The 26,284-nt window shown below is 46.2% G+C and carries 27 protein-coding genes and 1 pseudogene; 19 read left to right on the top strand and 9 right to left on the bottom strand.

Annotated features, from left to right (window positions below; translation table 11 throughout):
- Nucleotides 1-593 (bottom strand): IS1 family transposase (locus tag DSM107010_RS20470; RefSeq protein ID WP_127023782.1); only part of this gene is annotated, 593 nt, incomplete at its 3' end.
- 283 nt (nt 594-876) lie between these two features.
- Between DSM107010_RS20470 and DSM107010_RS40920 the strand changes: the two genes are divergently transcribed.
- The 6 genes from DSM107010_RS40920 to DSM107010_RS20440 all read left to right on the top strand — a co-directional run bounded on the left by DSM107010_RS40920 (nt 877) and on the right by DSM107010_RS20440 (nt 7,348).
- Nucleotides 877-1,074 (top strand): hypothetical protein, encoded by a 198-nt coding sequence (locus DSM107010_RS40920; protein WP_127023766.1) that lies wholly within the window; start codon nt 877-879, stop codon nt 1,072-1,074.
- 317 nt (nt 1,075-1,391) lie between these two features.
- The gene (locus DSM107010_RS20460) at nt 1,392-3,866 is read left to right on the top strand and encodes a tetratricopeptide repeat protein (RefSeq protein ID WP_199755657.1); all 2,475 of its coding nucleotides are present in this window, start codon (nt 1,392-1,394) and stop codon (nt 3,864-3,866) included.
- A gap of 25 nt (nt 3,867-3,891) precedes the next feature.
- On the top strand, nt 3,892-4,191 hold the full coding sequence (locus DSM107010_RS20455; RefSeq protein ID WP_106169379.1) for a J domain-containing protein: 300 nt from the start codon (nt 3,892-3,894) through the stop codon (nt 4,189-4,191).
- Nucleotides 4,192-4,302: 111 nt separating this feature from the next.
- Nucleotides 4,303-5,115 (top strand): nucleotide exchange factor GrpE, encoded by an 813-nt coding sequence (locus DSM107010_RS20450; RefSeq protein WP_106169380.1) that lies wholly within the window; start codon nt 4,303-4,305, stop codon nt 5,113-5,115.
- Nucleotides 5,116-5,196: 81 nt separating this feature from the next.
- Complete coding sequence (locus tag DSM107010_RS20445; RefSeq protein WP_127023763.1) at nt 5,197-6,954, top strand: Hsp70 family protein; 1,758 nt, start codon at nt 5,197-5,199, stop codon at nt 6,952-6,954.
- Between the two features lie 22 nt (nt 6,955-6,976).
- Nucleotides 6,977-7,348 carry a tetratricopeptide repeat protein gene (locus DSM107010_RS20440; RefSeq protein WP_106167967.1) on the top strand — a complete coding sequence of 124 codons (372 nt, stop codon included), beginning with the start codon at nt 6,977-6,979 and terminating at the stop codon, nt 7,346-7,348.
- A gap of 299 nt (nt 7,349-7,647) precedes the next feature.
- On the opposite strand, the gene DSM107010_RS39865 is transcribed toward DSM107010_RS20440, so the two are convergent.
- From DSM107010_RS39865 to DSM107010_RS39850, 5 genes and pseudogenes are all read right to left on the bottom strand, one after another.
- The gene (locus DSM107010_RS39865; RefSeq protein ID WP_241994285.1) at nt 7,648-8,253 is read right to left on the bottom strand and encodes a transposase; all 606 of its coding nucleotides are present in this window, start codon (nt 8,251-8,253) and stop codon (nt 7,648-7,650) included.
- 60 nt (nt 8,254-8,313) lie between these two features.
- A complete protein-coding gene (locus DSM107010_RS39860) occupies nt 8,314-8,724 on the bottom strand; it encodes a hypothetical protein (protein ID WP_199755656.1) in 411 nt (136 codons plus the stop codon).
- Nucleotides 8,725-8,855: 131 nt separating this feature from the next.
- Nucleotides 8,856-9,567, bottom strand: a pseudogene (locus tag DSM107010_RS20430) (IS6 family transposase).
- A gap of 163 nt (nt 9,568-9,730) precedes the next feature.
- Nucleotides 9,731-9,928 (bottom strand): hypothetical protein, encoded by a 198-nt coding sequence (locus DSM107010_RS39855; protein WP_199755655.1) that lies wholly within the window; start codon nt 9,926-9,928, stop codon nt 9,731-9,733.
- Nucleotides 9,929-10,150: 222 nt separating this feature from the next.
- Nucleotides 10,151-10,381 carry a transposase gene (locus tag DSM107010_RS39850; RefSeq protein ID WP_199755654.1) on the bottom strand — a complete coding sequence of 77 codons (231 nt, stop codon included), beginning with the start codon at nt 10,379-10,381 and terminating at the stop codon, nt 10,151-10,153.
- A gap of 784 nt (nt 10,382-11,165) precedes the next feature.
- Between DSM107010_RS39850 and DSM107010_RS20420 the strand changes: the two genes are divergently transcribed.
- Both DSM107010_RS20420 and DSM107010_RS20415 read left to right on the top strand, forming a co-directional pair.
- Nucleotides 11,166-11,369, top strand: a complete 204-nt coding sequence (locus tag DSM107010_RS20420) for a hypothetical protein (protein WP_106167966.1) — start codon at nt 11,166-11,168, stop codon at nt 11,367-11,369.
- Entirely contained in the window at nt 11,362-13,560 is a 2,199-nt protein-coding gene (locus tag DSM107010_RS20415) for a two-partner secretion domain-containing protein (protein ID WP_106167965.1), read from the top strand. The genes DSM107010_RS20420 and DSM107010_RS20415 overlap by 8 nt, the downstream gene beginning before the upstream one ends.
- Before the next feature lie 38 nt (nt 13,561-13,598).
- On the opposite strand, the gene DSM107010_RS20410 is transcribed toward DSM107010_RS20415, so the two are convergent.
- Nucleotides 13,599-13,946 (bottom strand): hypothetical protein, encoded by a 348-nt coding sequence (locus tag DSM107010_RS20410; RefSeq protein ID WP_106167964.1) that lies wholly within the window; start codon nt 13,944-13,946, stop codon nt 13,599-13,601.
- Between the two features lie 554 nt (nt 13,947-14,500).
- Here DSM107010_RS20410 and DSM107010_RS20405 point away from each other — a divergent pair.
- On the top strand, nt 14,501-16,081 hold the full coding sequence (locus DSM107010_RS20405) for an alkaline phosphatase D family protein (RefSeq protein WP_106167963.1): 1,581 nt from the start codon (nt 14,501-14,503) through the stop codon (nt 16,079-16,081).
- 417 nt (nt 16,082-16,498) lie between these two features.
- Here DSM107010_RS20405 and DSM107010_RS20400 read toward each other — a convergent pair whose 3' ends face one another.
- Nucleotides 16,499-16,861: a winged helix-turn-helix transcriptional regulator gene (locus DSM107010_RS20400; protein ID WP_106167962.1), complete on the bottom strand. Its 363-nt coding sequence runs from the start codon at nt 16,859-16,861 to the stop codon at nt 16,499-16,501.
- A gap of 124 nt (nt 16,862-16,985) precedes the next feature.
- Here DSM107010_RS20400 and DSM107010_RS20395 point away from each other — a divergent pair, with 124 nt between their 5' ends.
- From DSM107010_RS20395 to DSM107010_RS20365, 8 genes are all read left to right on the top strand, one after another.
- The gene (locus tag DSM107010_RS20395; protein ID WP_127023760.1) at nt 16,986-17,885 is read left to right on the top strand and encodes an NAD-dependent epimerase/dehydratase family protein; all 900 of its coding nucleotides are present in this window, start codon (nt 16,986-16,988) and stop codon (nt 17,883-17,885) included.
- A gap of 95 nt (nt 17,886-17,980) precedes the next feature.
- A complete protein-coding gene (locus DSM107010_RS20390; RefSeq protein WP_127023757.1) occupies nt 17,981-18,187 on the top strand; it encodes a hypothetical protein in 207 nt (68 codons plus the stop codon).
- Nucleotides 18,188-18,249: 62 nt separating this feature from the next.
- On the top strand, nt 18,250-19,203 hold the full coding sequence (locus DSM107010_RS20385; protein ID WP_127023776.1) for a DUF5996 family protein: 954 nt from the start codon (nt 18,250-18,252) through the stop codon (nt 19,201-19,203).
- Nucleotides 19,204-20,253: 1,050 nt separating this feature from the next.
- Nucleotides 20,254-21,909 carry an IS1182 family transposase gene (locus DSM107010_RS20380; protein WP_106168966.1) on the top strand — a complete coding sequence of 552 codons (1,656 nt, stop codon included), beginning with the start codon at nt 20,254-20,256 and terminating at the stop codon, nt 21,907-21,909.
- Complete coding sequence (locus DSM107010_RS43030; RefSeq protein ID WP_199755653.1) at nt 21,837-22,196, top strand: BrnT family toxin; 360 nt, start codon at nt 21,837-21,839, stop codon at nt 22,194-22,196. Before DSM107010_RS20380 ends, DSM107010_RS43030 begins: the two co-directional genes overlap by 73 nt.
- A complete protein-coding gene (locus DSM107010_RS39845) occupies nt 22,177-22,326 on the top strand; it encodes a hypothetical protein (protein ID WP_199755652.1) in 150 nt (49 codons plus the stop codon). The genes DSM107010_RS43030 and DSM107010_RS39845 overlap by 20 nt, the downstream gene beginning before the upstream one ends.
- 12 nt (nt 22,327-22,338) lie before the next feature.
- A complete protein-coding gene (locus DSM107010_RS43025) occupies nt 22,339-22,470 on the top strand; it encodes a hypothetical protein (RefSeq protein WP_373425491.1) in 132 nt (43 codons plus the stop codon).
- Between the two features lie 223 nt (nt 22,471-22,693).
- Nucleotides 22,694-23,041 carry a hypothetical protein gene (locus DSM107010_RS20365; RefSeq protein WP_106168967.1) on the top strand — a complete coding sequence of 116 codons (348 nt, stop codon included), beginning with the start codon at nt 22,694-22,696 and terminating at the stop codon, nt 23,039-23,041.
- A gap of 287 nt (nt 23,042-23,328) precedes the next feature.
- Here the strand turns inward: DSM107010_RS20365 and DSM107010_RS20360 are convergent, their stop codons facing one another.
- The gene (locus tag DSM107010_RS20360) at nt 23,329-23,598 is read right to left on the bottom strand and encodes a PII-interacting protein PipX family protein (RefSeq protein WP_106168968.1); all 270 of its coding nucleotides are present in this window, start codon (nt 23,596-23,598) and stop codon (nt 23,329-23,331) included.
- A gap of 755 nt (nt 23,599-24,353) precedes the next feature.
- Here DSM107010_RS20360 and DSM107010_RS20355 point away from each other — a divergent pair.
- Both DSM107010_RS20355 and DSM107010_RS20350 read left to right on the top strand, forming a co-directional pair.
- Nucleotides 24,354-25,304: a tyrosine-type recombinase/integrase gene (locus tag DSM107010_RS20355; protein ID WP_127023754.1), complete on the top strand. Its 951-nt coding sequence runs from the start codon at nt 24,354-24,356 to the stop codon at nt 25,302-25,304.
- A gap of 309 nt (nt 25,305-25,613) precedes the next feature.
- On the top strand, nt 25,614-26,201 hold the full coding sequence (locus DSM107010_RS20350; protein ID WP_199755650.1) for an exopolysaccharide biosynthesis protein: 588 nt from the start codon (nt 25,614-25,616) through the stop codon (nt 26,199-26,201).
- Nucleotides 26,202-26,284: the final 83 nt, after the last annotated feature.

The following is a 26,284-nucleotide window of genomic DNA, read 5'->3' as shown; positions in this document are numbered from 1 at the left end:
GTATAAGCGACAGCAGATTGCTGGTAAATGTCTGGTAAAGAAGCCCAAAGCTGACGGGCTGATTTTCGAGTTCTATTTCCGATAAAGCAACCAATAATTATCCGAGAATCTCGATCGATTGCTAGCCAGACATAAAGCGAGTTTTTCTTACTATCAACAAAAGACCACATCTCGTCACACTCTATCGTCAGGTGACCCGTTAATTTCTCCGAGACCTTGATTTGGCGGGAAGTATGAGCCAAGATGGAGTTGACGTAATCTTGTAACCAAGACCAACTTACACCCGTAACTCTCGCAATTCCACGTAACGAAATTCTTTCGAGTAAGAGTTTATCAATGAGTTGCTTTATCTGTAATGAAATAACAATATTATTAGGGTTATCTACAAATTGTCGCCCACAGTCTTTGCATTGGCTTTTGGATTTTCCATTATGAATGGAACCATTCTTTATAACATTGTGAGAATGACAGGAGGGACAAGTATTTTGTGGCGATAGTTCTGGTATATCTTCTTGCAGAGAGTCTGACTGTTGAGTAATATGAGATAACAGAGTAATGGCGGAGACAAACAGCATTCCCAAAACATTTATCATTGCAGATTAACAATTAATCGGTTCTTATTGGAGTTTTTATATATTAGCAAACATCGCTCAGAATCATTGTAGTGCAAGGATTACACTTCACCACTACTTCCATATCACTACCTGCGCTCGCAGCCAGTGCCGCATTGATGATGTCGTAAAAGTTCAAGCATTCAGAAATAAAGACTTGCGCTCCTATGATGGATATTGGGGCATAATTCAACACATTGGCAACAATTTCTATCAGGTTTATATCAGCCTAAAGGGTGAAACGATTGGGTGCAAAGAGGGAGAAGTGAAATTTGTAGATATGAGTGAGGGAGATCGCGTAAGTTTGTTATCAGTTTCAGCGCGAATAAGCTCCTTGTTGAAAGCCGGGTTGGAAGCGGTAGATTACGCGATTCTAGAGACGATACAGCGGTCGTTGTACCTGACAGCGAGACAGTTGATGTATTTAGAAGTTATGGAAAAAGATTATGGTGTAAGTCAATGAAGGGCAATGGTCGCTCTGTGCGTTCCGCGCCCAGCATCGTGCATGACCTTTTCCCTACAGGCAGGGAGTAGGGAGTTGGGGAACGAGGAGCTATTCATCCATTTCCTTCCTGCGGCTACTACCCAATACTCAAATTCTCCCAAATTCTCATGAAGGATTCTACTGTTGCTGACAACTCATCGTAGGAACAACACAACCACTATCCGTAATGTTAGGCTAGAAGTAGACTTAAGAACTGTTATTTTTGCTTCTCCTACTCTACTTCAGCACAAATTTTGCCCAAAGATAATTTTTCCAAATTAACTAGGAGTAAGATCTTGACTAAGTGTCGGCTGAACCAGAAAGAACTGCAAGGTGCTAGCAAGGAGAGTTCGCCCGTTCAAAATCCCTTTCAAATGCAACTTCAAGGGTTACTCAAGCAGCAGAAATATCGACAGGCATTGGAAGAAATTAAAAAAGTTCGACGTGCCAACCCAGAAATTGAATTTACACCTTCAGAAGCCGAAATTTGGTTGCTACGAGGGCAGGAAGAATTTCAAAAAAGCGATTTCAAGCAAGCCGAAACATTTTTTCGCCGCGCATTAGAACTGGGATTGACGGGAGAGACACATTACTGGACTAGCCATTGTTTATTATTGCAAAACCGTCTGGACGCTGCCCTGGAGTTGATCCAAAATGCCTTCGAGCAAGAGAGTTTACCCAAAGATTATGCAATTTGTTACCTGAAACTGCTGTTGCTCAAGGGAGATACCGCAACAGTCGAGCAACTGATTGACAAACAAGCAAAACGATTTAGCGCCGCCCAACTCCACTGGGCGAGGGGAGTTTTAGCCCTGAAAGCACAGCAGCCTAATGCTGCCCTTACCGCATTTACCAGAATTAAGCGTCCGCTGACACCAGGAGACGTTCCCGATGCTTGGGTTGTCTACACTCAGCAAACTTTAGAAAATTGGCAGGCAGCGAGTTCTATTCTAGGATTGCAGGTTTCCTCTATGTGGGGATTTCCTTCAGGCAAACCAAAATTTTTGCAGCAGCCGATTTTGCAAAGATTAGCAACTCTCCAGCAGGCGAAGACGGGGGAACCACCCCTAGATCCGTCCGTGCAGTCGGAAGATCTGGAATCTCAAGAAGCAGTGACGGCACTAGCAATCTTACAAATGAGCGATCGCGGCGACTACCATAACGCTGCCCATGCACTCCTCAATCTGGGGCATCGCCCGATTCAACTGCCCCAACTAAAAGCTCTCCGCCCCACCCTATTGACGCTAGCAGGACAACAAGCACTGATGCAAGGAGAGCCAGAATGTTCGGAAATTTTCTGGAAACCAGTGTTGGTAGAACAAGGCTTTAATCCTCAACTGGCGGTGAATCTGATCGCAGCGATGGATGCAAACGAATCGTATCGCGAGCAGCAACGCCTAATTACCCAATTGTTGAAATGGGTGGAAAAGGATGGAAAGCAAAACCCGCAAAATTGGACTGGCGATCGCCTAAAATTAACCCTGGCAAACTTGCATTGTCGGTTGGCAGATACCTGGATGGCGATGGGGCGCTCTCGTACGGCGCTGGGTTCCCTGCAACAGGCAGAACGCATCTGTCCCACGGCTCCAGAAGTCATCGGACGTAAAGGATTGGTGGCATTCACGGAGAGTAAATACGAGGAAGCAGTCAAACTTCTTTCCCAAGCATTGGAGCAAGGCTGTCGGTATGAGGAGGTTTATGCCATGCTGCTGCGCTGCTGGGAAAAACTCGACAACCCGCAGGCGCAACTAGAAGCTCGCCGTCGATTTGGTAAGCACTTTGGCGATCTCAACCCTGAAGCAGAAGTGGAGTTTGCGCCCTGGCTCGATGCTTTATACACTCAAAACTATAGTTTTTTTCAGCGTCTCGTCCAAACAGAAAAGAAATCCGATCCTCCCTTGCGTGCCTGCCAGATTTTTGTTGCAGCCGTGCAAAGTCCGCCCAACTCCGGCGGACGAGTTTCCCTCAACCAAGAGGAGGCAAAGCACCAGTGGGATGCACTACTGGAGGAAATATCTGACGAGCAGCAGATCCAAACCTTACAGGCGATCGCTCTGTCGGTTCAACTGTTTGCCAAGCGAGAAAAGGGGATCGCGGCACTAATTAATCCATATGTTGCCAGACTTGCCGAGCTTGGCAGCGCGTATCCCCAAGCCAGAGAAGCCCATTTAATCGTTCTCGCAGTCAAAGAAACCAATTCTAAAAAGTTGGAAGCTCCCATCCGCTCTTATCTCGACACTACGCCCCAACCAGGTAATACCCTAGCACGAATCCAGCTTCAAGTACGCCGTTTTGGTTGGTCGAGAAACCTAATTCCGGCGCTCGAAGTAGCCCTGAAGCGAGAACCGCAAAATCCTCTCCTGTTGTTGGCAAGAGCCACCACCTATCCCATCACTATGCCTGAGTACGAGGAGTTAAAGCAACAGGGTTTTGAAATTGCCCGTCGGCTCCAGGATGCCAAAGCCCTGCAAGCTTTTCGCGAAGAACAGGCATTCGTTGCCTTGCGACAGACGCAGGCAGTCCTACCCGATCCAGATGACTTCGATGACTTCGATGAAGATGACATGTCAGATGTTGTAGAAGCAATGATTCGGAAAATGTTTGGGCAGAAAATTCCGAAAGCAGAGCTAGAGCGAATGCTGCCCGAATTAAAACGCCAATTGCTCAATACTATGCCCGATTTTGAGGATGATGAGGATGATGATTTTGATTTCGTTCCGCCCTTTGGTTTTGGGAAACCCAAACCACCCAAACGCGGCTTCGGTCGGTAAATGATTATGACTGTGACTTCTCCCTATGACTTCTCCCTACGATCGCCTCGGCATCTCTCCTAATGCCACAGCCGCCCAAATCAAAGCGGCATATCATCAAAAATTACGAGAATTTCCTGCCCATACCCATCCTGAAGAATTTAAAGCAATTCGAGCTGCCTATGAAGCGATTCGCAACCCAGAGACGGTAAAAGCAGATGACGATTTCTTAAAAGTGCGCCCTCTAGAGGCAACCCTCGATCCAGAATTAATGCAACAGCTACGAGAGCAAGCAATGGCAAGGCTTGAGCTGAGTTTGGACGACTTAATTCGGGAAACCTTTTAGTCAGGGAGCAGGGAGTAGGGAGTAGGGAGCAGAGGGGCAGAGGGAGCATTACAATCCAAAATTCAAAATCTAAAATTGATTCACGCACCACGCACCACGCACCACGCACTCATGACAAATGACCGTCAAGCACTTTTCGACAAACTTTTAGACTACCTCCAGTCACCGCCGCCGCCACCGGAGTATTTGGGCGAACCACCTGAATCTGCACCAGCGTTCGATCCTTACCAGATGGTGAGCGAATGGATTGCACTGCGGCAGGAGATGAAACAACAGGGGAAGCTACTCCAGACGGCTCAAGAGCGATTGCAGCGGGAACTGGAAGCAGCGCGATCGCAAAACGAGGAACTGCAACAGCGCATAGAAACCAGCCAACAAAAAGTATCAGTACAGTATGCCAGCGAATTCGCCGCGCAGGAAAAACGGTTTGAGAAGGAGCAAGAAAACTTTTTAAAAGCGATTTTGGGGGTGCTTGATGCCCTCGATCGCGCCTGCGCCCACTGGCAGGAATCTTCAGAGTCACCTGAGATGCCCCTATCGTCTCCGCCTCAGAGCTGGCGAGGAAAGCTAGGGCGTTGGCTGAGTCACCTCGGTCAGAAGTTATCGTCTGATTCTGCAAATTCCGCCCCGACTGCTCTGATGGAAACGATTGAAAGCGATCGCCAAGGAGTAGAATTAATTCGACGGACGCTGCTAGATATTCTGAAACAACAACAGGTAGTACCGATTGTGGCGCAGGGACAACCCTTCGATCCACAACGGGTGTACGCGATCGGTCGGCAGGAGAGCGACGAGCCTGAAAATACGGTGATTCAAGAAGTCGTGCGGGGTTATTTGTGGCGCGATCGGATATTGCGGGAGACACAGGCGATCGTCTCGGCTGGAAATGGAAGTATTAGTTCCCCCCTTTTTAAGGGGGGCTAGGGGGGATCGGTACGTAACTCCGGTAAAATTTTTAAGATCGGCATCGATCGCTTCATGACTCACAACTAACATTTATTAATTATGGATAGAGCAGTAGGCATCGACTTGGGAACCACTAACTCTGAAGTGGCGATCGTCGAAAACGGACAAGCACGGGTGTTAGCGGGAGAAGATGGCGACCCGATCTTGCCCTCTTGTGTCGGGTTTAGCGAAACCGGCAAGCTACTCGTCGGACGGGAAGCCCTACGTCAGTATGCCGCAGCTCCAGAGCGGACGGTTAAATCGATTAAACGCTGGATGGGGACAGACCACAAGACAAAGTTGGGCGATCGCGAATATTCGCCCCAGGAAATCTCAGCCACGATCCTGCGGGCGCTAAAACAAAGAGCGGAGAAGGCTCTGGGCGAACCCGTGACTCAAGCAGTCATCACCGTTCCCGCCTACTTTACCGATGCCCAGCGGCAAGCAACCAAAACTGCTGGAGAAATTGCCGGATTTGAGGTGTTGCAAATTATCAACGAGCCAACAGCAGCAGCACTGGCTTACGACTTGCGATCGGAGGAGACGGAACGAGTCCTAGTTTACGATCTAGGCGGCGGGACTTTTGATGTCTCGGTGGTAGAAATTTCTGGAGAAGTCACGGAGGTACTGGCAAGTCATGGCAACAACCGCCTGGGTGGAGATGACTTCGATCGCTGCCTGCAACTCCATCTGAAGCAACTATTTCGCCAGCAGCACGGGGTAGACGTGCCGGACGACCCTGCCACCGATGCCCGTTTGCTTCAAGCCGCAGAAAGTGCGAAGATTCAACTTAGCTCTCATGGCTTTACCACCGTGCGAGAAGCCTTTTTGGGTAGCAAGGGCAAGACAGCATTGCACCTGGAAGCCGAGATCTCTCGTCCTAACTTCGAGCAGTCGATCCGTCCGCTTGTAGAAGAAACTCTAGAAGCGATCGATCGCGCTTTGGAAGATGCCGAGTTAGAACCCAAAGACCTCGACCGCATCATTTTAGTGGGCGGTTCCACGCGCATACCCCTGATCCAACACGAGATCGAAGCACACTTGGGACAGTCTCCTACTGATGGCATTGAGCCAGATCTTTGCGTAGCATTAGGGGCATCGCTGCAAGCAGGAGTGCTAGTAGGCGAAGCCGTCGATGCGATTTTGGTTGATGTTACCCCTCATTCATTGGGAATTTCGGCGGCGATCGATACCCCAATGGGAATTATGCCGGGATTCTTCAGCGTGATTATTCCCCGCAACAGCGTCATTCCTGTTTCCCGTTCCGAAGTTTACTCGACCATGAGAGACAATCAGGAAGCAGTTGAGATTGAGGTGTTTCAGGGCGAGAATCCTGCTGCTGAAGAAAATGTCCCCCTCGGTTCTTTCAAAGTGGAAAACTTGCCACTTAAATCGGCTGGTAGCGTCCAGGTAGAAGTTCACTTTGACTTTGACTTGAACGGTATCCTCACGGTGACGGCAACCGAAAAGGGGAAGGGGCAGCAAGGAAAGCTAGTCGTGAATAATACTGGGGTGCATCGCCTCTCTAGCCACGAACTCCACCAAGCACGGTTAGATTTGGAAGAGTTGTTTGAGGATGATGAAGCCATCGAAGTAGAGGCTACCGATTCATCCGCTGTAGTTCTAAATCCCGAACTGGCAGCCTTAATAGAACGGGCGCAGGTAGCCATAGGGCAGCTGGATGAGGATCGCGCCGCACAATTGCAGGATTTATTAGACCAGATCGAAGCCGCAGCTAGCGAGGACGATGCCGAGTTAGAAGAACTCCAGGCAGAACTGGAAGACTTTCTTTACTACGCCAATACAGATGCAGAATAAGTATACGTAATTAAAATCAGCAATGAAATGCCCCGTTTGTCGCGCTACTTATCGTCCTAATGAAACTTCCTCCTGTCAACGTTGCAAAACCGATCTGTCTTCCCTGATTCAAATCCACGATCGCGCTGTCTGGCATTATCAGCAAGCCCTCCAGCTTTTTACCACAGGAGATTATCTGGCGGCACAGGCGCAGAACGACCGAGCGATCGCCCTACACTCAAACAATGCTGATTTTCACGCACTGGCAGGGCAACTCTGGGCACTTCAAGGAGAGTTTCAGCGGGCGATCGCTGCCTGGAAACAAGCTCAGCAGCTTGAGCCGCGCCATCCGCTTGCAGGCAATTGCCTGCAAATTTTGACCCAGTTATCTCGGAAGGATAACCCAAGTTGCTAGTTAGAGAAATGCTTGCTCTAGGGTAAAAGGCCTGGTTGACTGACAAAACTACGAGGCAAAAGAAAAATTCCTGACCTGGAACTCGCGTTCGAGCATCCTTGACAAGCTGAGGGGGTGACAAGCGGCTGGAAATGAATACGGTAGAAGGAGGTGACGCTTTCACCTGAAGGGGTGACGACATAGCTAGAACGCTGACTGAATCAGACTCATAGCTCTCAAACCCTGCTGAAAGAAAGGTAGCTTATTCGGAGCCATTCTCATTAATTTCTGGCTCCAATCAAATAAAAGTTCCATTCCTATTATCCAAACATCGCCATACAAACCAACCCAAAAGCTACTATTTTTAGTGAGAACTTGCCTAACTTTCCTGAAACGGCTAACGTAAAATTGTTGTCCAGTTGATTTAATAGCTCTCCTTTTAAAGTTGACCAAGTATAAGCTATAGCTATTAATAATACTAACCGAGTTAGTCGCTCAATGGAAGCGCGAGAACCTTCCAAGTTATAGCCTCCAGTTTTACAATCTTTGAACATTGCCTCAATTCCAGTTCGCTTTCTGTACGCTGTTAATGCTTCAGCTAAAGAACCCAAGTTAGTCAGTAAATACCAAGGCTCTTTTTCTCTGTTTTGGCGAGATTTTCGTTTCCAGTAAGCGGCAAGATTTGCTTGATTCAATCCTTTTTCTTTAGTTACCTTGATATCGCTCAAGAACCGACTCATCCCAGGAGCTAGTTCTAGGGTTGTTAGCTCTTGATAATTTCGACCTTTTTGCTGAATGTTTGTATCCTTTTTTTGACGTAGAACAAAGTAAATTTTCTTTTCACACAGCCATTTCGCTAGTTCAACACTATGAAATTCTCTATCGGCTAGGATGACAATTTCATAAGCACAAAGAAGTCGAATCACTGGACGCAATATTGCTTTTTGTTCTGCGAGATTACTGGCACCTTGTTTTTCTAGAAACTGCTAGTAAACAGGAATTGCTCGTTTTTCTAAAATCGCCGCTACCACAAATAAATTTTTGTCTTTCCATTGCGTTCTATCAATTGCAAGAAAAACTCGCTTTCCTGACTTAATCTTTGACTGAATTATTCCGATAACGATGAGAAACCATAGCAGTACAACACTCAATTGAGGTAATTGTAAAAATCTTTGAATGTGACGGCGACGGCTTTCAAATTTTATTGGCAAAGAAAAATGAGCAGCTAACCTTTCAATTTTGATTTGTTTGTGAACTTGAAGTAGCCAAACCAGAACTTCTACAGTTAGTAATAATCGTGGATTTAGTTGACTTTGTAAACAGGTACGATACAATTGGGGTAACATTTTTTCTTCGTCGGTCTTGTTCACGAAAAAAGACCGATCTTTTTTTACCATATATCGCCTCAAGTTCCGACACAGCCTGCTTTCAACTCGGTCGTCACCCCGTTAGCGCTTTCACGGTAGAAAAAGAGGTTCTGTTGCAAAAACTTTTTAAGGACGTAAAGATCTATCCCGCTCGGAGCAGATTATACAGCAACTCCAAAAATTTGAGACACGAATTCTATAGAAGCTTGAATGCCGCCTTTTTCTATTCCTAAAATTTGCCCTTTTCTAATTTGATTCATGATTTCATAACCACTAATTGTTCTCCTAGCTGTATGAAATGATTTAAATCCTAAGCCAAGATTTACTAATCTTTTAATGAATTGATGGTCTTGCTCCACTAGATTATTCAGGTATTTGTTTTGCCTTAGCTTACAAGATTTATCTATAGTCTTTTCTGTTTTCAACTCGGCGATGGCTGAAGGATAGGCAGCATTTTTATCTACGTTTATTACACGAGGAGAGGAATTATGAGTTACTTTTAAAGCTTTACGAAAGAACCGTTTCGCTGCCCGTTTATCTCGCGCGTGCACTCAACATAAAGTCAATTGTGTTCCCAGATGAATCTACAGCTCGGTACAAATACTTCCACTTACCTTTAACCTTGATATACGTTTCATCGACTCGCCATGAATCACTCGTCTGTTGAAGATGCGGACGGCATCGTTTTTCCAGTTCTGGAGCATAGTGCTGTACCCATCTATATACAGTTGAATGGTCAATCCCTAATCCTCTCTCAGTCATCATTTCTTCTAAATTTCTATAAGAGAGTGGATATCTTAAATACCACCGCACGCACAGCAGAATGATTTCCGGTTGATAGTGTCGCCACTTAAATGGGGTTTTAGAATTCATCAGGTGCCGCAGATAAATTTTCTCTAGTAGAATTATTTTAGCCTACCACTTTTTGCAACACTACCGTTTATTTGGCTTGAGCCGCATTAAGTTCTGTGCTAAATCTGCCCATTCTTCCATTGCGCCTATCCATAACTGACCATATAATCCGAGCCAAAAAGTACTATGGCGATCGCGTTGAACGCTTTAATTCTTGGAGACGACCAAGGTATTTTTGCACTCCCAGCTTGCGAGATTGGCGACCTGCCAAAATAGCACAACTGTAGGCAATAGCAATCAATAAAATTAGAGCAATTAAACGTTGCCCTTGAGCGTAAGTTGACTCCAAATTATAGCCACCAGTTTTACAATCTTTAAACATCGCCTCAATCCCACTCCGGCGTTTAAAAGCTTGGATGGCAGCCTTTGTATTGGCAAGGTTAGTTAAAAGATACCAGCCAGATGGCTCAACCTTTCCGCGATATTTACGCGGGTAATATCCAGCTAAATTAAACGTATCGAATCCTTTCTGTTTGGTGAATTGAACTTTCTCAAAAAAGAAAGATACTCCAGGCTCTAGCCCTAGTGCTGCTAGCCGTTGAAATCAAGAATTTGGTTGACGAACATAAGTGCCTTTTTTTTGACGCAGCACGAAATCAATACCTTTGCTCTGTAACCAGTTGGCAAGTTTGATGCTATGAAATTCGCGGTCGCCCAGTACCAGAAGTCGATAGCCTTTAAACAATCGTAACAGGGGACGCTCTTTGTGCTGTTTGTTCCCGCAAGTTGCTAGCTCCTCTTTTTGACAAAGACTGCCAATAAATCGGTAGAGCACGCTTGTCTTCAATTAAACTAATAAAAAATATATTTTGCCCGCGCCACTGTGTCCTATCTATCGCGAAGGTTAGTCGTTTACCTTGTTTCAATTTACTCATCTTTACCCAATGTTTTACTAAGGGAAACCAGAGCAGTTGAAGACTTAGTTGTGGTAGGACTAAAAACCTTTGTATGCTGCGGCGGCGACTTTCAAATAAAATTGGTTGTGGAAATACTGTTGCTAGTTTCTCCAGCGTGATAGTTTTGTGGAATTGTATTACTAACACCAAGATTTGCAGCATTTTATACTGTGTAGGTGTGAGTAAATTTTGGAAACATTTTTGATAAAATTCTGGCAGCATTATCTGAGATAGGTCTGGTTGAACATACTTGACCTATCTTTTTCTACCGTGAAAGCGTCACCTCCTTCTACCGTATTCATTTCCAGCCGCTTGTCACCCCCTCAGCCCAGTTGGTTATTCTAACTGGGTTTCGGTATCGTCAATGATTACAATTTCCTTCTTAGCAGCTCCCGATTAGCTATTATTTATTTATTAAGCCTAGTTTCTTTGTATAAAAGATAACTAAATTAAGCCATTACTACAGTCAACAAAATTCATTTTATAAGTTTCCGAAATTCGTTGTGCTGTTATTGAATTGATTATTAGTGAATGACAAAGGAGCTAATTCACACACTGTCTCCCTTTTATTTAGTTACCAACTAACTGACATCAACACTCATTTCAATTCCATAGATACAGAGCAAACGCTTAAACTATTAATTTTAAATTAGAGGGAAAAATATGAATTCTGAAAATATACAGCCATCCAGAGAAGAATCAGAGGTAGTTGAAATCGAATCCGAAAGCTTAGTAGTTGAGGAAGAGATACAAATCTTAGCTGACAGCCAGTTGTCTGCACGAAATTGCCGTGAAGTGGTATACACTAATGGATGTCCGACTCGCCAGCATCGCAACCGTCCCTGTACCCACTTAGTTTGTGATTAGCAGTCTTTATTGGAAGTTAGGGTCAGCAATTTTCTTAGGAATTAGTATTTTTACTATTGAAAATTGTACCCTAGCGCAGACCGTACCCGACCGAACCCTGGGTACTGAAAGCTCTGTTGTTCAAGATAATGTAATTATCGATGAGAACTTTAGCAATCGGGTTGATGGGGGAGCAATTAGGGGAGAAAACTTATTTCATAGCTTTCAAGAGTTTAATATTAGCAACGGGCAAAGAGTATACTTCAGTAATCCTTCAGGCATTAAGAATATTTTGACTAGAGTGACAGGAAATAGTCCCTCTGAAATTTTAGGAAAGTTAGGCATTTTAGGCAATGCCAACTTATTTTTAATCAATCCTAATGGAATTATTTTTGGACCCAATACCAGTTTAGATGTAAAAGGCTCATTTTTGGCAAGTACGGCTAGTAGCTTAAACTTGGCAGACGGTACTCAGTTTAGTACGATCGCTGCCCAGAACTCGCCTTTGCTAACAGTGAGCGTTCCTATTGGTTTGCAATTTGGAAATCGTGCAGCAGAAATTCGCGTGCAGTCAGCGAGTTTAGAGGTGCGACCAGGGAAGACATTGGGGCTGTTGGGCGGTGAAATAGTTTCGGAAGGCGGATATTTAAATGCACCAGGAGGGCGGATTGAACTAGGTAGTGTTGCCAGCAATAGTCTAATCAGCATAAGTCCAACAGTAAAGGGCTGGTCTTTGGGGTATGAAGGTGTCCAAAATTTTCAAAACATTCAATTGACACAAGGAACTCTTAATGAATTTGTCTCTGAAGTGAATACCAGCGGCGAGAGCAGTGGTGACATTCAGGTGCAGGGTAGACGAGTAATAATTGCTGATGGATCGCAGGTTTTATCAATTAATCAGGGAGCAGAACTTGGAGGAAATTTGACAGTGAATGCCTCTGAGTCCTTAGAACTAGCAGGTATGAATAGCGCTATGTCGATTTCAACTATAGCAACTGGAGATGCAGGCAATATAACAATCCAGACAAAAAGACTGCTGCTCAAGGATGGAGCATTCATAGCAACAGCTTCTAGCGAACAAGAATCTTTTGGGCAAACTGTAGCAGGAACGGGGCGAGGAGGAAACTTAATTATCAACGCCTCTGAAGTTGTAGAACTAGCAAATGGCTTTTTATTTAGCAGCACTCAAGGTTCTGGGGATGCTGGAAATATCACAATCGACACTCGAAAACTGCAACTCAACGATGGCGCACAGATCTCAGCCTTCACTCTTAGCGAAGGACGGGGCGGTACTTTAGCAATCAAGGCAACTGATTTAGTCGAATTGAATGGCGAAGATAGTAGCTTGTCTGCTGAAGCATTGTCAGGTGGAAATGCAGGAGATATTAGCATTGCTACAGGAAACTTTACTGTGCGACATGGGGCGAATGTATCTGCAAGCAGTTCTGGAACAGGAAGTGCAGGCAATTTAAATCTGGCAGCTGACTCTATTTATCTAGAAGACGGTGGAAAACTCGTAGCCAGATCTGCATCTGGTGAAGGTGGAAATATCAGGCTAAATCAGCTCAATTTATTACTCTTGCGCGACAACAGTGAAATATCTACCGATGCTAGGGGTGGTACTGGTAATGGTGGCAACATCACCATCGATACCGATACTTTAGCGATCGCCAACAATAGCAACATTACTGCTAATGCTGTTGAGGGTAGGGGTGGCAATATTCGCATTACGACTAAAGCACTGTTTGTTTCCCCAGACAGCAGCATCAATGCTGATTCCGAGCAGGGAATAAACGGAGTAGTAGAAATTAGACGACCGGATGTAGACCCTACTGCTGAGTTAGTTATACTACCAGTTAACGTAGTCAATGTCAGTGAACTCGTGACTCAAGGCTGTGCCGCAGACGGAAGTAATTTAGTAGCAGGGCAAGGTCAATTTACGATCGCAGGGCGCGGTGGTTTGCCCCCAACTCCAGCTGAAGCCACCAGAAGCGATACACCGCTGGTAGATTTAGGCACGTCCATTCAAAGCCAAGAAAAACTCACCACTACTGCTATCCACAGTAATTCAACTTCTATTAAATCAACCCCACCGCTGGTAGAAGCTAATGGCTGGGCGATTGGTGACAAGGGCGAAGTCATCCTCACTGCTTCTTCCCCTAACACGCCCGACATTCCTTGGCTAAAACTTACTAGCTGTCATAACTCTTAGTTTGCCTGAAGGAAGCGATCGCACCACCCAATCTAACTTCAATGAGGTTGCCACCCCTCTCGCAATGCTTTTGCTAAGCAGTTTGTAACGTGATATTGGTTTTGAAAATCCTGATGTTTCTGCTTCAAAATCTCTGCATATTTCAATACAGCTTGAATTGCTGCTTCCATGTTGTCAGGATAAGCATTGAGAGTATCCCGCAAGCGTTCATCTTGCAGGTTAACTCCAATACCTTCAAGTGCCGTAACATACTGGGCAAATAACTCTAGTTGAGATTCATCTAAATCTACATCGGGCATCAATTCATCTCGAATTTCTTCTGCCCGTGACTTGGGATGTTGGAGTTCCCGAACGGTACGGTCGATCTCATGAATTCGGTAGAACATGGGCGTGAGGCGAACGCTTGTACTGATACATAATTTATCAGATTAAGTGCGGGTTGAAAAGTTGTAGACAGTACAGTATGACGTGCGTTCGCTCTCTTTAAAACTACTTAACACGAAGATTCCTAAATTCCCTAAATTTTGGAGCCAGTAGGGATAAGAACTAGAGTGACGAGCGAGAAAACTGGAATCAAAATTCATGGCTTTATGACTTCTGGTAGATGACAACAAGTAGTAATTTGAAGCAAGGAGTTGCGTGCTGTTGAATTGACGCAGAATCAGCCAAGTTTAATCAGACCTTGAACGTGAATTAATCTCTGATTGCTAATTTTTATTTGAGAACTAGTTAAGGTATAGCAAATTTGAGCGAAAAAAGTTCGTAAAACTTAGAATTCAAGGGACATTTTTCTAGTCTTAACGGCAAGTTATTTTAGCATTTGAATGATTTAAAAAGCGGTTGTCGTACTAGTAAAATAGCTGACAAATTAGGACTTGCTCAATTTTTGTCTACCCCGCAACTATGAAAAATTTAGCGGAAAATTAGCCCAGGGGTGAATATGAATCGCTTCGATCTAGCAGGCATCCTATCAGTTCCAGCCAAGCGCAGACAGTTGCTCATAGGTGCGGGAGCGCTAACGGGATTTGCGATCGCCAATCAATTTCCCAGGAGAGTTATTGCTCAACCAAAATTTTCTGCTTATCCATTCAGTTTAGGTGTAGCTTCAGGCGATCCATTGCCTAACAGCATTGTGATTTGGACGCGACTAGCTCCCGATCCGCTCAATGGTGGCGGAATGCCACAACAAAATGTCTCGGTCGAATGGCTTATTGCTGCTGACGAAAATCTGCGGCAGATTGTCCGACGCGGCACGGTATTGGCAGCACCGGAATTAGGGCATTCCGTCCGGGTAGACGTGAAAGGATTAAAACCGGGGCAGTGGTACTGGTATCAATTTCGAGTCGGGAGTGAAGTCAGCCCGATCGGACGCACCCGTACCGCTCCAAGATTAGGCGATCGCCTCGACCGTTTCCGCTTTGCCTTCGCTTCTTGTCAAAATTGGCAACAGGGTTACTATACGGCATACAAATATATGGCAACAGAAGACCTCGATCTGGTTGTCTTTCTAGGCGATTATATTTACGAGGGACCGCCGAGCGCCACAGCTTTACGACCTCATGAAGGCACTAAAGAACCCGTGACATTGGAAGAATATCGCAATCGCCACGCCCAGTATAAGTCCGATCCCAATCTACAAGCAGCACACGCCGCTTTCCCTTGGCTGGTGACTTGGGACGATCATGAAGTAGACAATAATTACGCTGACGATATTCCTCAAGATCCAGAACTACAATCCCGCGAAGATTTGCTATTAAGACGGGCTGCTGCTTACCAAGCCTATTACGAGCATATGCCGTTGCAAGCTACCTCAATGCCGCAGGGACCGGATATGTTGCTGTATCGGCGTTTTACTTTTGGAGATTTAGCAGAGTTCAACGTTCTCGATACCAGGCAGTACCGCACCAATCAACCTTGCAATGACGGTACAAAACCTCGTTGCGAAGCAGTCTTCGATCCAAATGCTACCCTGACTGGAGCGGAACAAGAACAGTGGCTATTCCAAGGGCTAAAACAATCTCAATCTCGCTGGAATATCCTGGCACAACAAGTCATGATGGGACAGGTAGACCGCAGCCCTGGAGCCGAACAGACTTTTCCAATGGATCAATGGGCTGGTTATCTAGTGCAGCGCAACCGCATTCTCCGCTTTTTCCAAGAACAACAAATTTCCAATCCCATCGTCATCACAGGTGATATCCACTCCAACTGGGTATCGGATCTCAAGCTAGATTTTGATGTTCCAGACTCTCCTATTGTTGGTGCGGAGTTCGTTGGCACTTCCATCAGTTCTGGAGGTGATGGTGCTGACTCCAATCCCACAGTCGAGGCTTATCTACCAGAAAATCCGTGGATTAAGTTTTACAACTCCCAACGGGGTTACGTCCGTTGCGAACTTAGCCGCAGTCGCTGGCAATCCGACTATCGCGTCATGTCTGCCGTCACTAACCAAGATGGTAGTATTTCCACCAGAGCTTCATTTATCGTAGAAGACGGACGAGCAGGAGTACAGTCAGTTTAGCGTTGTTTGTAGAGACGTTACATATAACATCTCTACAAGCGATTGACTCAGAAGCAGTAGAGAACGATTGAACGTCCACAATTTGAGGACAAATCGCTCTGATGAAAACATTAGGATTTGAAACTAAATTCTCTTTTTTCCATTCACAAATCATTCACATTGATGGCTTATCTATAGAAAACAAGTTCCAAGCCAACAAAAGGATTTATCGAACATGGATGCTTCTACATCAACCTTACACGTCTTCTTTGCGCTTAGCTTCTCCTCTACCTTTGCTGTAGCACTGCTCAGTACTTACTGGCGCTTTACGAACTAGCAAACTGCTGTCCAATAGTTGTCACAGCTAGCTAAAGAGATATTCAACATTAAAGGAAGTTTTCTTTGAGTTTTGAATAACGGCGAGCGCAACTAAACTTATTAACTCTTGTCTGACTGACAGTTTCTTGAATATCTTGTCATTTCAATGTATCTGACTCCCCAAACTTCGAGCGACAGTAATGTTGGCTCCAGCAATCTACCTAAATCTGTCAGGGAGTACTCGACTTTGGGTGGAATTTCTGGATAAACCTTGCGACTGATTATGCCATCATTTTCTAATTCCCTGAGTTGTCGAGTCAACATCCGGTGCGACAGTTCGGGAAATGTACGTTTAAGCTGATTAAATCGCTTCGGCTCACCCAGCAGGTGGTAGAGAATCACGCCTTTCCACTTATCTGCAATGACTTCTAGGGCAGCTTCTATATAGCAACCCCGCGCCCCATCAAACGATGTATGTCTCATATCAGCTCCTCTGAGGCTACTAAACTGGTAACACTTGTGTTACTGATGCACACAAATGTGCATTCTTACGTAATTCTAGGCAATTTTGCATAATCAAATTGCCACTTCACGATCGAATGAGCAAATGAAGATTTTTGTCACTGGAGCATCTGGTTATATTGGCGGTTCCATCGCCACTGCCTTAGTGTCTGCTGGACATGAAGTGTTGGGCTTGTGTCGGTCAGCCGCTAAAGTCGCATTGCTGAAACAGAGGAGTATTGAACCAGTTCTTGGATCGCTGCGGGATGAGCAAATCCTCTTTCAAGCCGCTCGTCGGGCAGATGCCGTTATCAATGCTGCAAATGCAGACGATCCGTTTGTTGTGGAGGTATTACTTCAAGCACTTGAAGGATCGGGCAAGAAGCTAATTCATACAAGTGGATCGAGCATCGTTGGCGATCGCGCCGCTGGCGTGTATAGCAATCGGATATTTCATGAGGATCTTCCGCGTCCGATTCGCTTTGAGAAAATTGGGCGCGTCGCAGTTGACACCCACGTAATTGAAAGCGTTGTTCGGGAAGTACATTCTGTCGTCATGTGTCCCTGCCTGATCTACGGTGATGGTACAGGTCTACACGCTCAAAGCATACAGATTCCTGGCACGATTGCAGTTGCGCAAAAACACCAGATGGCTCGATATATCGGTAGAGGAGAAAACATTTGGTCAACAGTCCACATTGAAGATGTTGTGAGCGCTTATATGCTTGCGCTTGAGAAAGCGCCTACTGGGTCATTCTTCTTCCTGGAAAATGGTGAATCGAGCTTTAGGGAAATTGCCCAAACCATACAAGATGAACTTGGTTTTGAGGGAACGGCACAAAGCTGGACTATCGAGGAAGCCATTCGGGAATGGGGGCAAGAAGGCGCTCATTTTGCTTTTGGCTCAAACAGCCGCATTCGTTCCCAGAAAGCCAGAAGCATTTTAGGATGGAATCCTAAATATTCGTCGGCAATTGACTGGCTGAAGAAAACATCAAATTTATAGGTTTTGCCACTAACGGATAACCTTCAAGAACCACCGTAGCGAGGACTGGGCGAGATCGCCGTTGGTTAACTGGCTTTTTAAACAACCAACACCAGTTGCAACTGAGGCTGTTGACTCCTAATATCGACGGAGGCGATCGCACTCCCACCCCTTCTCACTCTATAATTTGGCTAGCTGTAAACTTTTTCGGCTTGCGTCGTTGCCCAAACCCCTTCCCCCACGCAAAACCCCCTTCTCCCAGCGCCGCTTTTCGCGAATTTCTCTACTTGAGCGAAAGCGATTTTTACAGCACCACCAAGTAGGTTATAGACTGTTGTTAGTCATCGATTTGCTGGTTGCTGTCCTACTCTCTTTGGTTTCCATTATGGTTGCTCCTGCGCCTGACACGTCTAAAGCTACCATCTGGTCTAGCTTGTTACTCGCCGATTGGCAGGACACCTATGAAACACTGCACCTGTGGACTCAGATTATTGGGAAAATTCGCTTGGCTTTAGCTCCTAAAGTCAACCACCGGTGGCACTCCACTTTATACGTGACTCCACGCGGATTGACAACTTCCGCCATCCCCTACAGAACGGGCAGCTTTCAAATCGACTTTGATTTTCTAGACCATCAGCTACGCATCGAGACTAGCGACGGCACGACCAAGAGCATTGAACTGGCTCCCCGCTCCGTGGCTGATTTTTATCAAGCGGTGATGAGTACCTTGAAAGCGATTGGTATCCAGGTGCAGATTTGGACGATGCCACAGGAAGTTGCTAATCCGATTCCGTTTGAGCAAGATCACAATCATGCTGCCTACGACCCAGAGTATGCTCGACGGTGTTGGCGAATTTTGGTGCAGGCGAACCGAGTCATGAATCTATTTCGCTCTCGGTATGTTGGCAAGTATAGCCCAGTACATTTTTTCTGGGGCAGCTTTGACCTGGCTGTGACTCGCTTCTCTGGACGACGCGCTCCAGAGCATCCTGGTGGTGTCCCGAATATGGCAGACTGGGTGACGCGAGAAGCATACTCCCATGAGGTGAGTAGTTGTGGTTTTTGGTTTGGCGATGGTTCGACCGAAGCGCTGTTTTATGCTTACTCCTACCCAGAACCAGAAGGCTTCAAAGATTACCTAGTGCAGCCGCACTCAGCGTTCTATAACTCCCAGATGAGAGAGTTCGTCCTGCCTTACGAAGCTGTGCGACAAGCTGACGATCCAGATACTATACTACTTACTTTCCTGCAAAGCACCTACGAGGCAGCTGCCAATTTAGGCAATTGGGATCGAGCAGCACTAGAATATACTCCAGTCATCCCCAGTCATGCTAATTGAAAACGTCATAGCTCAAACATCTAATTCGAGCGGGAAAATACGGCGATGCCCTGCTCCTGGTGGAAGATTTAGAAGAGTGGGAAATAAAAGGCGTAGCCATTAATATTCACAACTACGCCAAGATTCTCTATCTCCATTTAATCAAATAGAGATAGAGCAGCGCACTGTAAAGTCTTAGGATGCAACCATTCGGATTGCCGTCAGGGAAGTCAAGTATTTGAACTAGCGTCCCGAGGGAAAGGGCAATTATTTGAATCTTCAGGAGCTAGAAAGCGCGCTGATTCGGGCGTTCGAGCAAAACTGGCAACCCCAGCAAAAAGCTGCACCTGCTCTATAAAACCCTGCAATTAGGTTTGAAAAGTCTTTTCCTGTTAGAGTTCGATCGCTTGCTACATTTTCGTTAGAGCAGACCCGATAGACAACAAGAAATCAAGCCTTTTCAGGGCATTACGCATGTTTTTACAAATATTTCGGTGCAATGCCTGCTACTAGCAAAAAGCCCGCCTAGCCACAGCTCGGATCTAAAAGCTCTAGGACGGGGTAGTGTTACGGAAGCTGTCACGCGGGGCAAAGTAGTACACAAGTATTAAACGGGAAACTTCCCCATGATCCCGTCATATTGGGGTAAAAGTAGCGAGCGTGACATGAGCCGCCACGTAACGTCTGAAAACCTTACTACGAAAGAGCTACAAAAATAAAATTGCTCTAGTACCCGAAAATCGCCGAAAAACCTTGTTATTACTGTACCAGTTGAAGTTAAGCTATTTGGTACAGCATCTAATAACGTAGCAGCAAGGGTTCCAGGCTCTAAAATTTGGGATGGTTCAAATGGTACAGCCATTCTTCAGATATTCAGTCTGTCAAGTTGTGATTTTTAGAGTCAGATTGAAAATTTTTTCTGAAACTCTCTGTGAGTAAGGGATTCAGGCGGCACATGGCGGAGGGGTGACAGCTTCGCTGATACTGTTGGCGAATTCATGGGAGAAAAATCAGGATTAGCTACCTTGCTTAGGATTAAGGTAAAGACCAACAGATCGCTAGAGGTGCAGCATGTCCATGCAGCCCCAAACTATTCCTCCTATTCCAAAGGATACAGCCGCGGTAGCAAGAGCAGCCTTTCCTAAAGGCAACCTCTACCTGCAAATTCGGGACAGCCTTGGCAGCATCTACCAAGACGAAACCTTTGCATCACTATTCTCTAGACGTGGGCAACCAGCCCAAGCTCCTTGGCAACTGGCACTTGTTTGTGTAATGCAGTTTATGGAGAATCTATCTGACCGCCAAGCTGCTGATGCTGTTCGTGCGCGGATTGATTGGAAGTATGCACTCAGTCTTCCCCTGAGCGATCCAGGATTCGATTACTCAATTTTGAGTGAATTTCGCACTCGTCTAATTGCAGGCAATGCAGAACAAGTGCTGCTGGACAAGTTATTGGAGCAATTACGAGACAAGGGATTGCTCAAAGGACACAAACGACAACGGACGGATTCAACTCATGTTCTGGCTGCCATTCGGATTCTAAATCGATTGGAAACGTTGGGAGAAACATTTCGTGCTGCACTCAATAGTTTAGCTGTCGCAGCTCCAGATTGGTTGGAAGAGCATTTACAAGAGGCTTGGTTTGACCGCTACAGTCGTCGCACCGAGAACTATCGGTTGCCCAAGTTAGACAGCGAGCGAGAAGAATTGGGTCGCACGATTGGCAAAGATGGATTTGCGTTGTTAGATGCAATTTACGATTGGGCTACTCCAAAGTGGTTACGAGAAATTCCAGCCGTTGAAACGCTGCGACGGGTTTGGATGCAACAATTTTACGCACCCACTGAAGATGGGAACGTGCAATGGCGCTCGCCCAAAGACATGCCACCATCCACGCTGGCAATTCATTCACCCTATGATGTAGAGGCGCATTACAGTTCAAAACGTAGTGTTGATTGGGTCGGTTACAAAGTTCACATCACTGAAACTTGTGACCGAGATTGTCCGCATTTGATTACTGGAGTATGCACCACTCTCTCAACAATATCTGATGATGCAGTCGTTGAATCTGTCCATCAAACCTTATCGAAAAAATCACTTCTACCCAAAGAGCATTTAGTGGATACAGGGTATGTAACAGCTGACCATATTGTTAATAGTCAGGCAAACTATGGAATCGAACTGATTGGAAAAGTTCGCATCAATCCAAGTTGGCAAACCCAAAATCACTCTAAGTTTTCTGCTGAGCAGTTTGAAGTGGATTGGGATAATCAGGTTGTCACTTGCCCCAAAGGACATCAAAGTATCATTTGGCGATCTAAGATTGACAATCGAGGCTTACCTGTCGTTCACGTCCACTTTTCTCAAAGCGATTGTCGTCATTGTCCAGTCCGCAAGCGTTGTACCCATTCCAACACTGCCCGTAGACTGACACTACAGCCTGAAGCCAAATACAACGCTCTACGTCGGCGACGGCAGGTACAAGAAACGTCAGAGTTTAAGCAACTCAAAGAGCAACGCGCAGGAGTGGAGGGCACATTATCACAAGGCGTGAGACGTTCTGCCCTAAGGCAGTCTCGATATGTTGGATTAGCGAAAACACATCTTCAGCACATCCTGATTGCCACTGCTCTCAATTTGATTCGCTGGGATGCTTGGCTTTCAGGTATACCACTGGCTCGAACTCGCTACTCTCGATTTATGGAGCTGAAGCCCCAAATAGCGTAGCTTTTTTCTCTGATGAATTCGCCAACAGTATCTTCGCTACTTTCTCCCCAAATAAGCACAGGGTCACATTCACAGAAGCCGCCACGGTATGGACTGACCCACTTGCCTTAATTGCGCCAGACCCGGAACACTCTCTGGAGGAAGAAAGAGAATGGATTGTCGGCACGTCACACCGGGAACGGGTGCTGGTTGTCGTCTACACGACAAGGGGCGACGGCATCCGCATCATCAGCGCCAGAAAAGCAACCCCTCATGAACGGAGGCGTTATGAAGAAGAAAGTGACTGAATTTCCCTTTGCATCGGCACGGCGCATCACCCCGCAGGAAGTTGCCGCAGCCGGGGAAGCCGTCAAGGAGCAGTTTGGCATCGAGCCGCCGAAGCGGGGACGACCCGCAAAGGATGAGAACGAACGGTAAGAACCCGTTTCCATCCGGCTGCATCCAAAGGTGATTGAGTGGGCAAAGGAAGAAGCAGAGGAGCGAGGGGTGGGCTACCAGACGGTCATCAACGAAACGCTGCTAAAAGCCGCCATGCCGCAGCAGGACACCTTGAACCTATAGCTGTAAAAATATTCGTCCAGCTTAGGGGCTTCTCCAGAGAGTATCGCCAAGAGTCAAACAGTGAGGCTTTAATCTGGCTAGCTCTTGGCTGCTAATTGTCTAATCTATACAAAATTTTACACGATTTTGGTTCTCGACAAATTGACAATGAAACTTTTGGTAGAAGCTATGCGTTGCAAAGTTGCATAGGTTCCTATTTGGAAGTCACTATCATTGATTCGTCATGCATGAGGCTGCAACATCTATCAACACCCTGGAGCAACACGCGCGGAAGCTGCAAGAGAACGGATTCAAAGTAGAGCAATGGGGCAAGAGAATACAAGAACACAGCGACCAGTTGGCGTTGGAACACGGTCAACTAATCGAGGAATGTGGCAGGGTCATTCAGCGCAAAGCAAAACAAGCACATGCTTGCACCAAAGCAGCGCTAGAACAGGAGGACGATTCTCCAGATTTGATGCTGCTGATTACACAAGCACAGTTGGAAGCAAGAATCGCATTTATTGAAGCGCTGGTCATTTTCGCCGGGATGATGCAAAAAAGAATCAAGATGGTCGGGAAGAATCTCTAGCACCATACCGGGTAGGCGAAACCACTCTTGCCGTGAGACACCGAGCGAGAAACCCCACCGGAATTCGTGCTTCCAGACGCGCCACTGCACAAGGGGAGGCAACGCAGAGATAGAATTTTGAAACTGGAACAAATTCATCATATCCGCGTGCCTACACCGGGGCGATCGGATGAAAAGAAAAAGATGTGCCAAAGATTGCAATGAAAGCTCAGCACATAAAGATTGTCTCAAAGATTTTCAGAGAGCTTGGTTTCTTCCTGAAGCTAGCCATTGCCTCAAGCAAAAATTTAGTCAAATATTTGTCGGTAGCTAACCATTAGCTGGTTGTATTCTTGAATTAAGCCCGTGCGTCGCAGCTGACGAAGATGTTTTTCCATCAGAGAATTAGCACTTATCCGATTAATTAATTCAATTCCTATTCCTTCGGATCTAGCCGTTACTAAAAAAAAGAAGCGTTGATTATAAATAGTTGTGAACAATTCTTGTCCCTGACTCAGCTGGCATACCCGAAACAGTAGACCAAATGTCGGATGATGCAGGTAGATTTCCTGGCTCATTGAAACTGAGAGCTAGCAGATGATCTTTAACTTTTGGAGGTCAAACACTTGCCAACTAGGCGAGGAAATTTAAATTATTGAAGATGAACCTATTCTTCCTATGAATTGTTCGATCATTCTGTAATCAGGGCTACAAACATTGTTTTGGCTCGCCACCGCTAACCATTCGGGGTAATGTTACGGTAGCTGTCCCCAGGGGTAAAGTCATCTATAAGTATTACGATCCAAGCATTTCAGCCTTTCAGGTAGTTAAGCTAGGGCGAGGGAGAGCGATCGCCAACTGCCGACAAAAAGTTCCGATATTTACTAGTGTCGGAACTTTACTAGGGACAATGATACAGTCTCAAGATTGTTTTCGCGGTAATCCAGACTATAAATAGGTAAAGTGCCAACTCCCAGAGAAAATTCGGTACTTTTTGGGCAAGTACAGAACAAGAGTGAAAGCTGAATTTTTCTTTCGCTGGCGCTACCGCGTGCTCCTGAGCCGTTGAAAGGTTTGAAACCTAGTCCAGGAAGGACTTCAGAGCTACTTTGCCCCGCGTGACAGCTTCCGTAACACTACCCCAGGACGAGTGCGTGCTATTAATAGGCAAATTACTTTAGGTTCCGCACAGGCAGCGATTGCACACTAAGCGCTTAAGTTGGGGTTGGGGAGTGTGTAGGGGGAGGAGGGAAATATGAAGGGGACCAAGAAAGTCTGGCTAGGGAATAACTTATGAGAATGTGCATTCTCATAAGTAAAACTGGGGATCGCTATGTCAACCGTTGAGTTGAAGTCTTTAGTCCTATCCGAGCCGCTGCCGCTGTCCGTCGCTCCGGCTGCGGTGTATCTGTCTACGCTGGGTCAGAGTTCGCGCCGGACGATGAAGACTGCCTTGGACGCGATCGCGGCATTGTTAACTCAGGGAAGTGCCGACCATTTAACTCTGGACTGGGCTGCTCTACGCTACAAGCACACCTCTGCTATTCGGTTTGCCTTGAGTGAAAAGTATTCCCCCGCGACGGCGAACAAAATGCTGGGGGCATTGCGGCGAGTATTGAAGGAAGCTTTGTTACTCGACTTAATCGATCCGCAGGATTACCAGAAGGCGATCGCCATTTCTGACATCAAATTTTCTAGGGAGCTGCGGGGAAGGGCGCTGACTAGAGATGAAGTATCGCGGTTGATTGACTCTGCTAAGAGAGATCCAAATCCTGTAATGGGAGCCAGGGATGCGGCGCTGATGGCAATCCTACGCGGCGGCGGGTTGCGGCGGGAGGAAGCAGTTAACCTGGAGCTTAAAGATTTGAATACCGCCGATGGCTCCCTCAGAGTTCGTCGCGGCAAGGGGAATAAAGAAAGAACCGTGTATCTGCCACCGCTGTTATTGTCGCTGGTGGAGGACTGGATTTCTATTAGGGGCAAGACCAAGGGGGCGTTACTGTGCCATGTCAGGAAAGGTAGACAGGTAGTGGTGCGAAGTCTCACTCCCCAATCGGTCTGGTTCGTGTTGAAGAACAGGGCGCTTGAAGCTGGAGTAGATGACTTTTCGCCTCATGACTTCCGCCGCACCTTTATTTCAGAATTGTTAGATGCTAGCGTGGACATAGTTACAGTCCAACAGCTAGCCGGACATTCCGACCCAGGCACTACCGCTAGATACGATAGGCGCAAGGAAGAGACAAAGCGCCGCGCTGTACAGGTATTAGATTTGCTATGTCTGTGAGGAATACCTGGGCTATTTACTATTAATAAACATCGAGACAAACAATAGGTATTTAAGAGTAGGACACTAACTTTTGAGTCAAATATCTAACACGAATTAGGTAAACTATGAGCAGATTTACTGATGTTAGTAGCATGAAATAACCAGGATGAGAGGTGAAGTCACCATATCTTCATACCTAGTCTCAATTCTAGTCGAACGAGATGTCCTCAAAAAAATCCGACAAATCCGTTGCTCGATCTGGAATTGTTATAATCAAAAATGCAACTCGTACTGTGGTGGGATAAATTGAACAATTTACTAATCCCTTTGGCTGGAAATCCGGAAACTTCTGGCAACACTGAGCGAATCTCTGAACTTTTGCAGCGATTTGTGTCGCAGCATCAAGGTGATGAAGTGTGCCTGCGGGATCTGTTTGACGAGATGGGAGAGCGGGCATTTGGTCCAACTCTGCTGCTCTGCGCCTTGCCGGAAGCTTTACCTCTGCCGATTGCGGGAATTTCCGCCCTTGTTGCCATGCCCTTGCTGCTGGTTTCTGGTCAGTTAGTGCTTGGATACCAGCAACCAAAGCTACCCGACTTGCTTCTGGAGCAACGTTTCAAAAAAGAACACTGCGAACAGGTGATTTCTGGAGCTATCCCTTTTCTAGAAAAGCTGGAAGGCTTTGTTGAACCACGCTGGTCGTTTTTTACCAGCCCTGAAGCCGAACGGTGTGTCGGTGCGCTCTTGCTAATCCTGGGGTTCATCATTGCCCTGCCAATTCCGTTTGGGAATATGCTGCCAGCGATCGCCATCGTTCTGATCTGTCTTGGCTTAATTGAAAAAGACGGGCTGATAATTGCAATCAGTGGTCTAATTGTCGGCATGACTCCAGCACTTCTATTGTTAGTCCTGTGAACGCTTCGTCCAAATGGAGTAAACTGCAACGCCCGCGCCGTGCAGACATTGAAGATTCAAGCGTGTGGGTAGGAAGAAGGCTG

It is taken from the genome of Chroococcidiopsis cubana SAG 39.79, assembly GCF_003991895.1.
GTDB lineage: Bacteria > Cyanobacteriota > Cyanobacteriia > Cyanobacteriales > Chroococcidiopsidaceae > Chroococcidiopsis > Chroococcidiopsis thermalis.
The sequence above is the reverse complement of the archived record's forward strand: the minus strand, read 5'-3'. Positions and strand labels throughout refer to the sequence as shown.

Bases quoted from the DNA above. Each gene is read 5' to 3' on its own strand.
- DSM107010_RS20455 (WP_106169379.1), top strand. From the start codon at position 3,892: ATGACTTCTCCCTACGATCGCCTCGGCATCTCTCCTAATGCCACAGCC.
- DSM107010_RS20450 (WP_106169380.1), top strand. From the start codon at position 4,303: ATGACAAATGACCGTCAAGCACTTTTCGACAAACTTTTAGACTACCTC.
- DSM107010_RS20445 (WP_127023763.1), top strand. From the start codon at position 5,197: ATGGATAGAGCAGTAGGCATCGACTTGGGAACCACTAACTCTGAAGTG.
- DSM107010_RS20440 (WP_106167967.1), top strand. From the start codon at position 6,977: ATGAAATGCCCCGTTTGTCGCGCTACTTATCGTCCTAATGAAACTTCC.
- DSM107010_RS39860 (WP_199755656.1), bottom strand. From the start codon at position 8,724: ATGGTAAAAAAAGATCGGTCTTTTTTCGTGAACAAGACCGACGAAGAA.
- DSM107010_RS39855 (WP_199755655.1), bottom strand. From the start codon at position 9,928: ATGTTTAAAGATTGTAAAACTGGTGGCTATAATTTGGAGTCAACTTAC.
- DSM107010_RS20420 (WP_106167966.1), top strand. From the start codon at position 11,166: ATGAATTCTGAAAATATACAGCCATCCAGAGAAGAATCAGAGGTAGTT.
- DSM107010_RS20410 (WP_106167964.1), bottom strand. From the start codon at position 13,946: ATGTTCTACCGAATTCATGAGATCGACCGTACCGTTCGGGAACTCCAA.
- DSM107010_RS20405 (WP_106167963.1), top strand. From the start codon at position 14,501: ATGAATCGCTTCGATCTAGCAGGCATCCTATCAGTTCCAGCCAAGCGC.
- DSM107010_RS20400 (WP_106167962.1), bottom strand. From the start codon at position 16,861: ATGAGACATACATCGTTTGATGGGGCGCGGGGTTGCTATATAGAAGCT.
- DSM107010_RS20395 (WP_127023760.1), top strand. From the start codon at position 16,986: ATGAAGATTTTTGTCACTGGAGCATCTGGTTATATTGGCGGTTCCATC.
- DSM107010_RS20385 (WP_127023776.1), top strand. From the start codon at position 18,250: ATGGTTGCTCCTGCGCCTGACACGTCTAAAGCTACCATCTGGTCTAGC.
- DSM107010_RS20380 (WP_106168966.1), top strand. From the start codon at position 20,254: ATGTCCATGCAGCCCCAAACTATTCCTCCTATTCCAAAGGATACAGCC.
- DSM107010_RS39845 (WP_199755652.1), top strand. From the start codon at position 22,177: ATGAAGAAGAAAGTGACTGAATTTCCCTTTGCATCGGCACGGCGCATC.
- DSM107010_RS20365 (WP_106168967.1), top strand. From the start codon at position 22,694: ATGCATGAGGCTGCAACATCTATCAACACCCTGGAGCAACACGCGCGG.
- DSM107010_RS20360 (WP_106168968.1), bottom strand. From the start codon at position 23,598: ATGAGCCAGGAAATCTACCTGCATCATCCGACATTTGGTCTACTGTTT.
- DSM107010_RS20355 (WP_127023754.1), top strand. From the start codon at position 24,354: ATGTCAACCGTTGAGTTGAAGTCTTTAGTCCTATCCGAGCCGCTGCCG.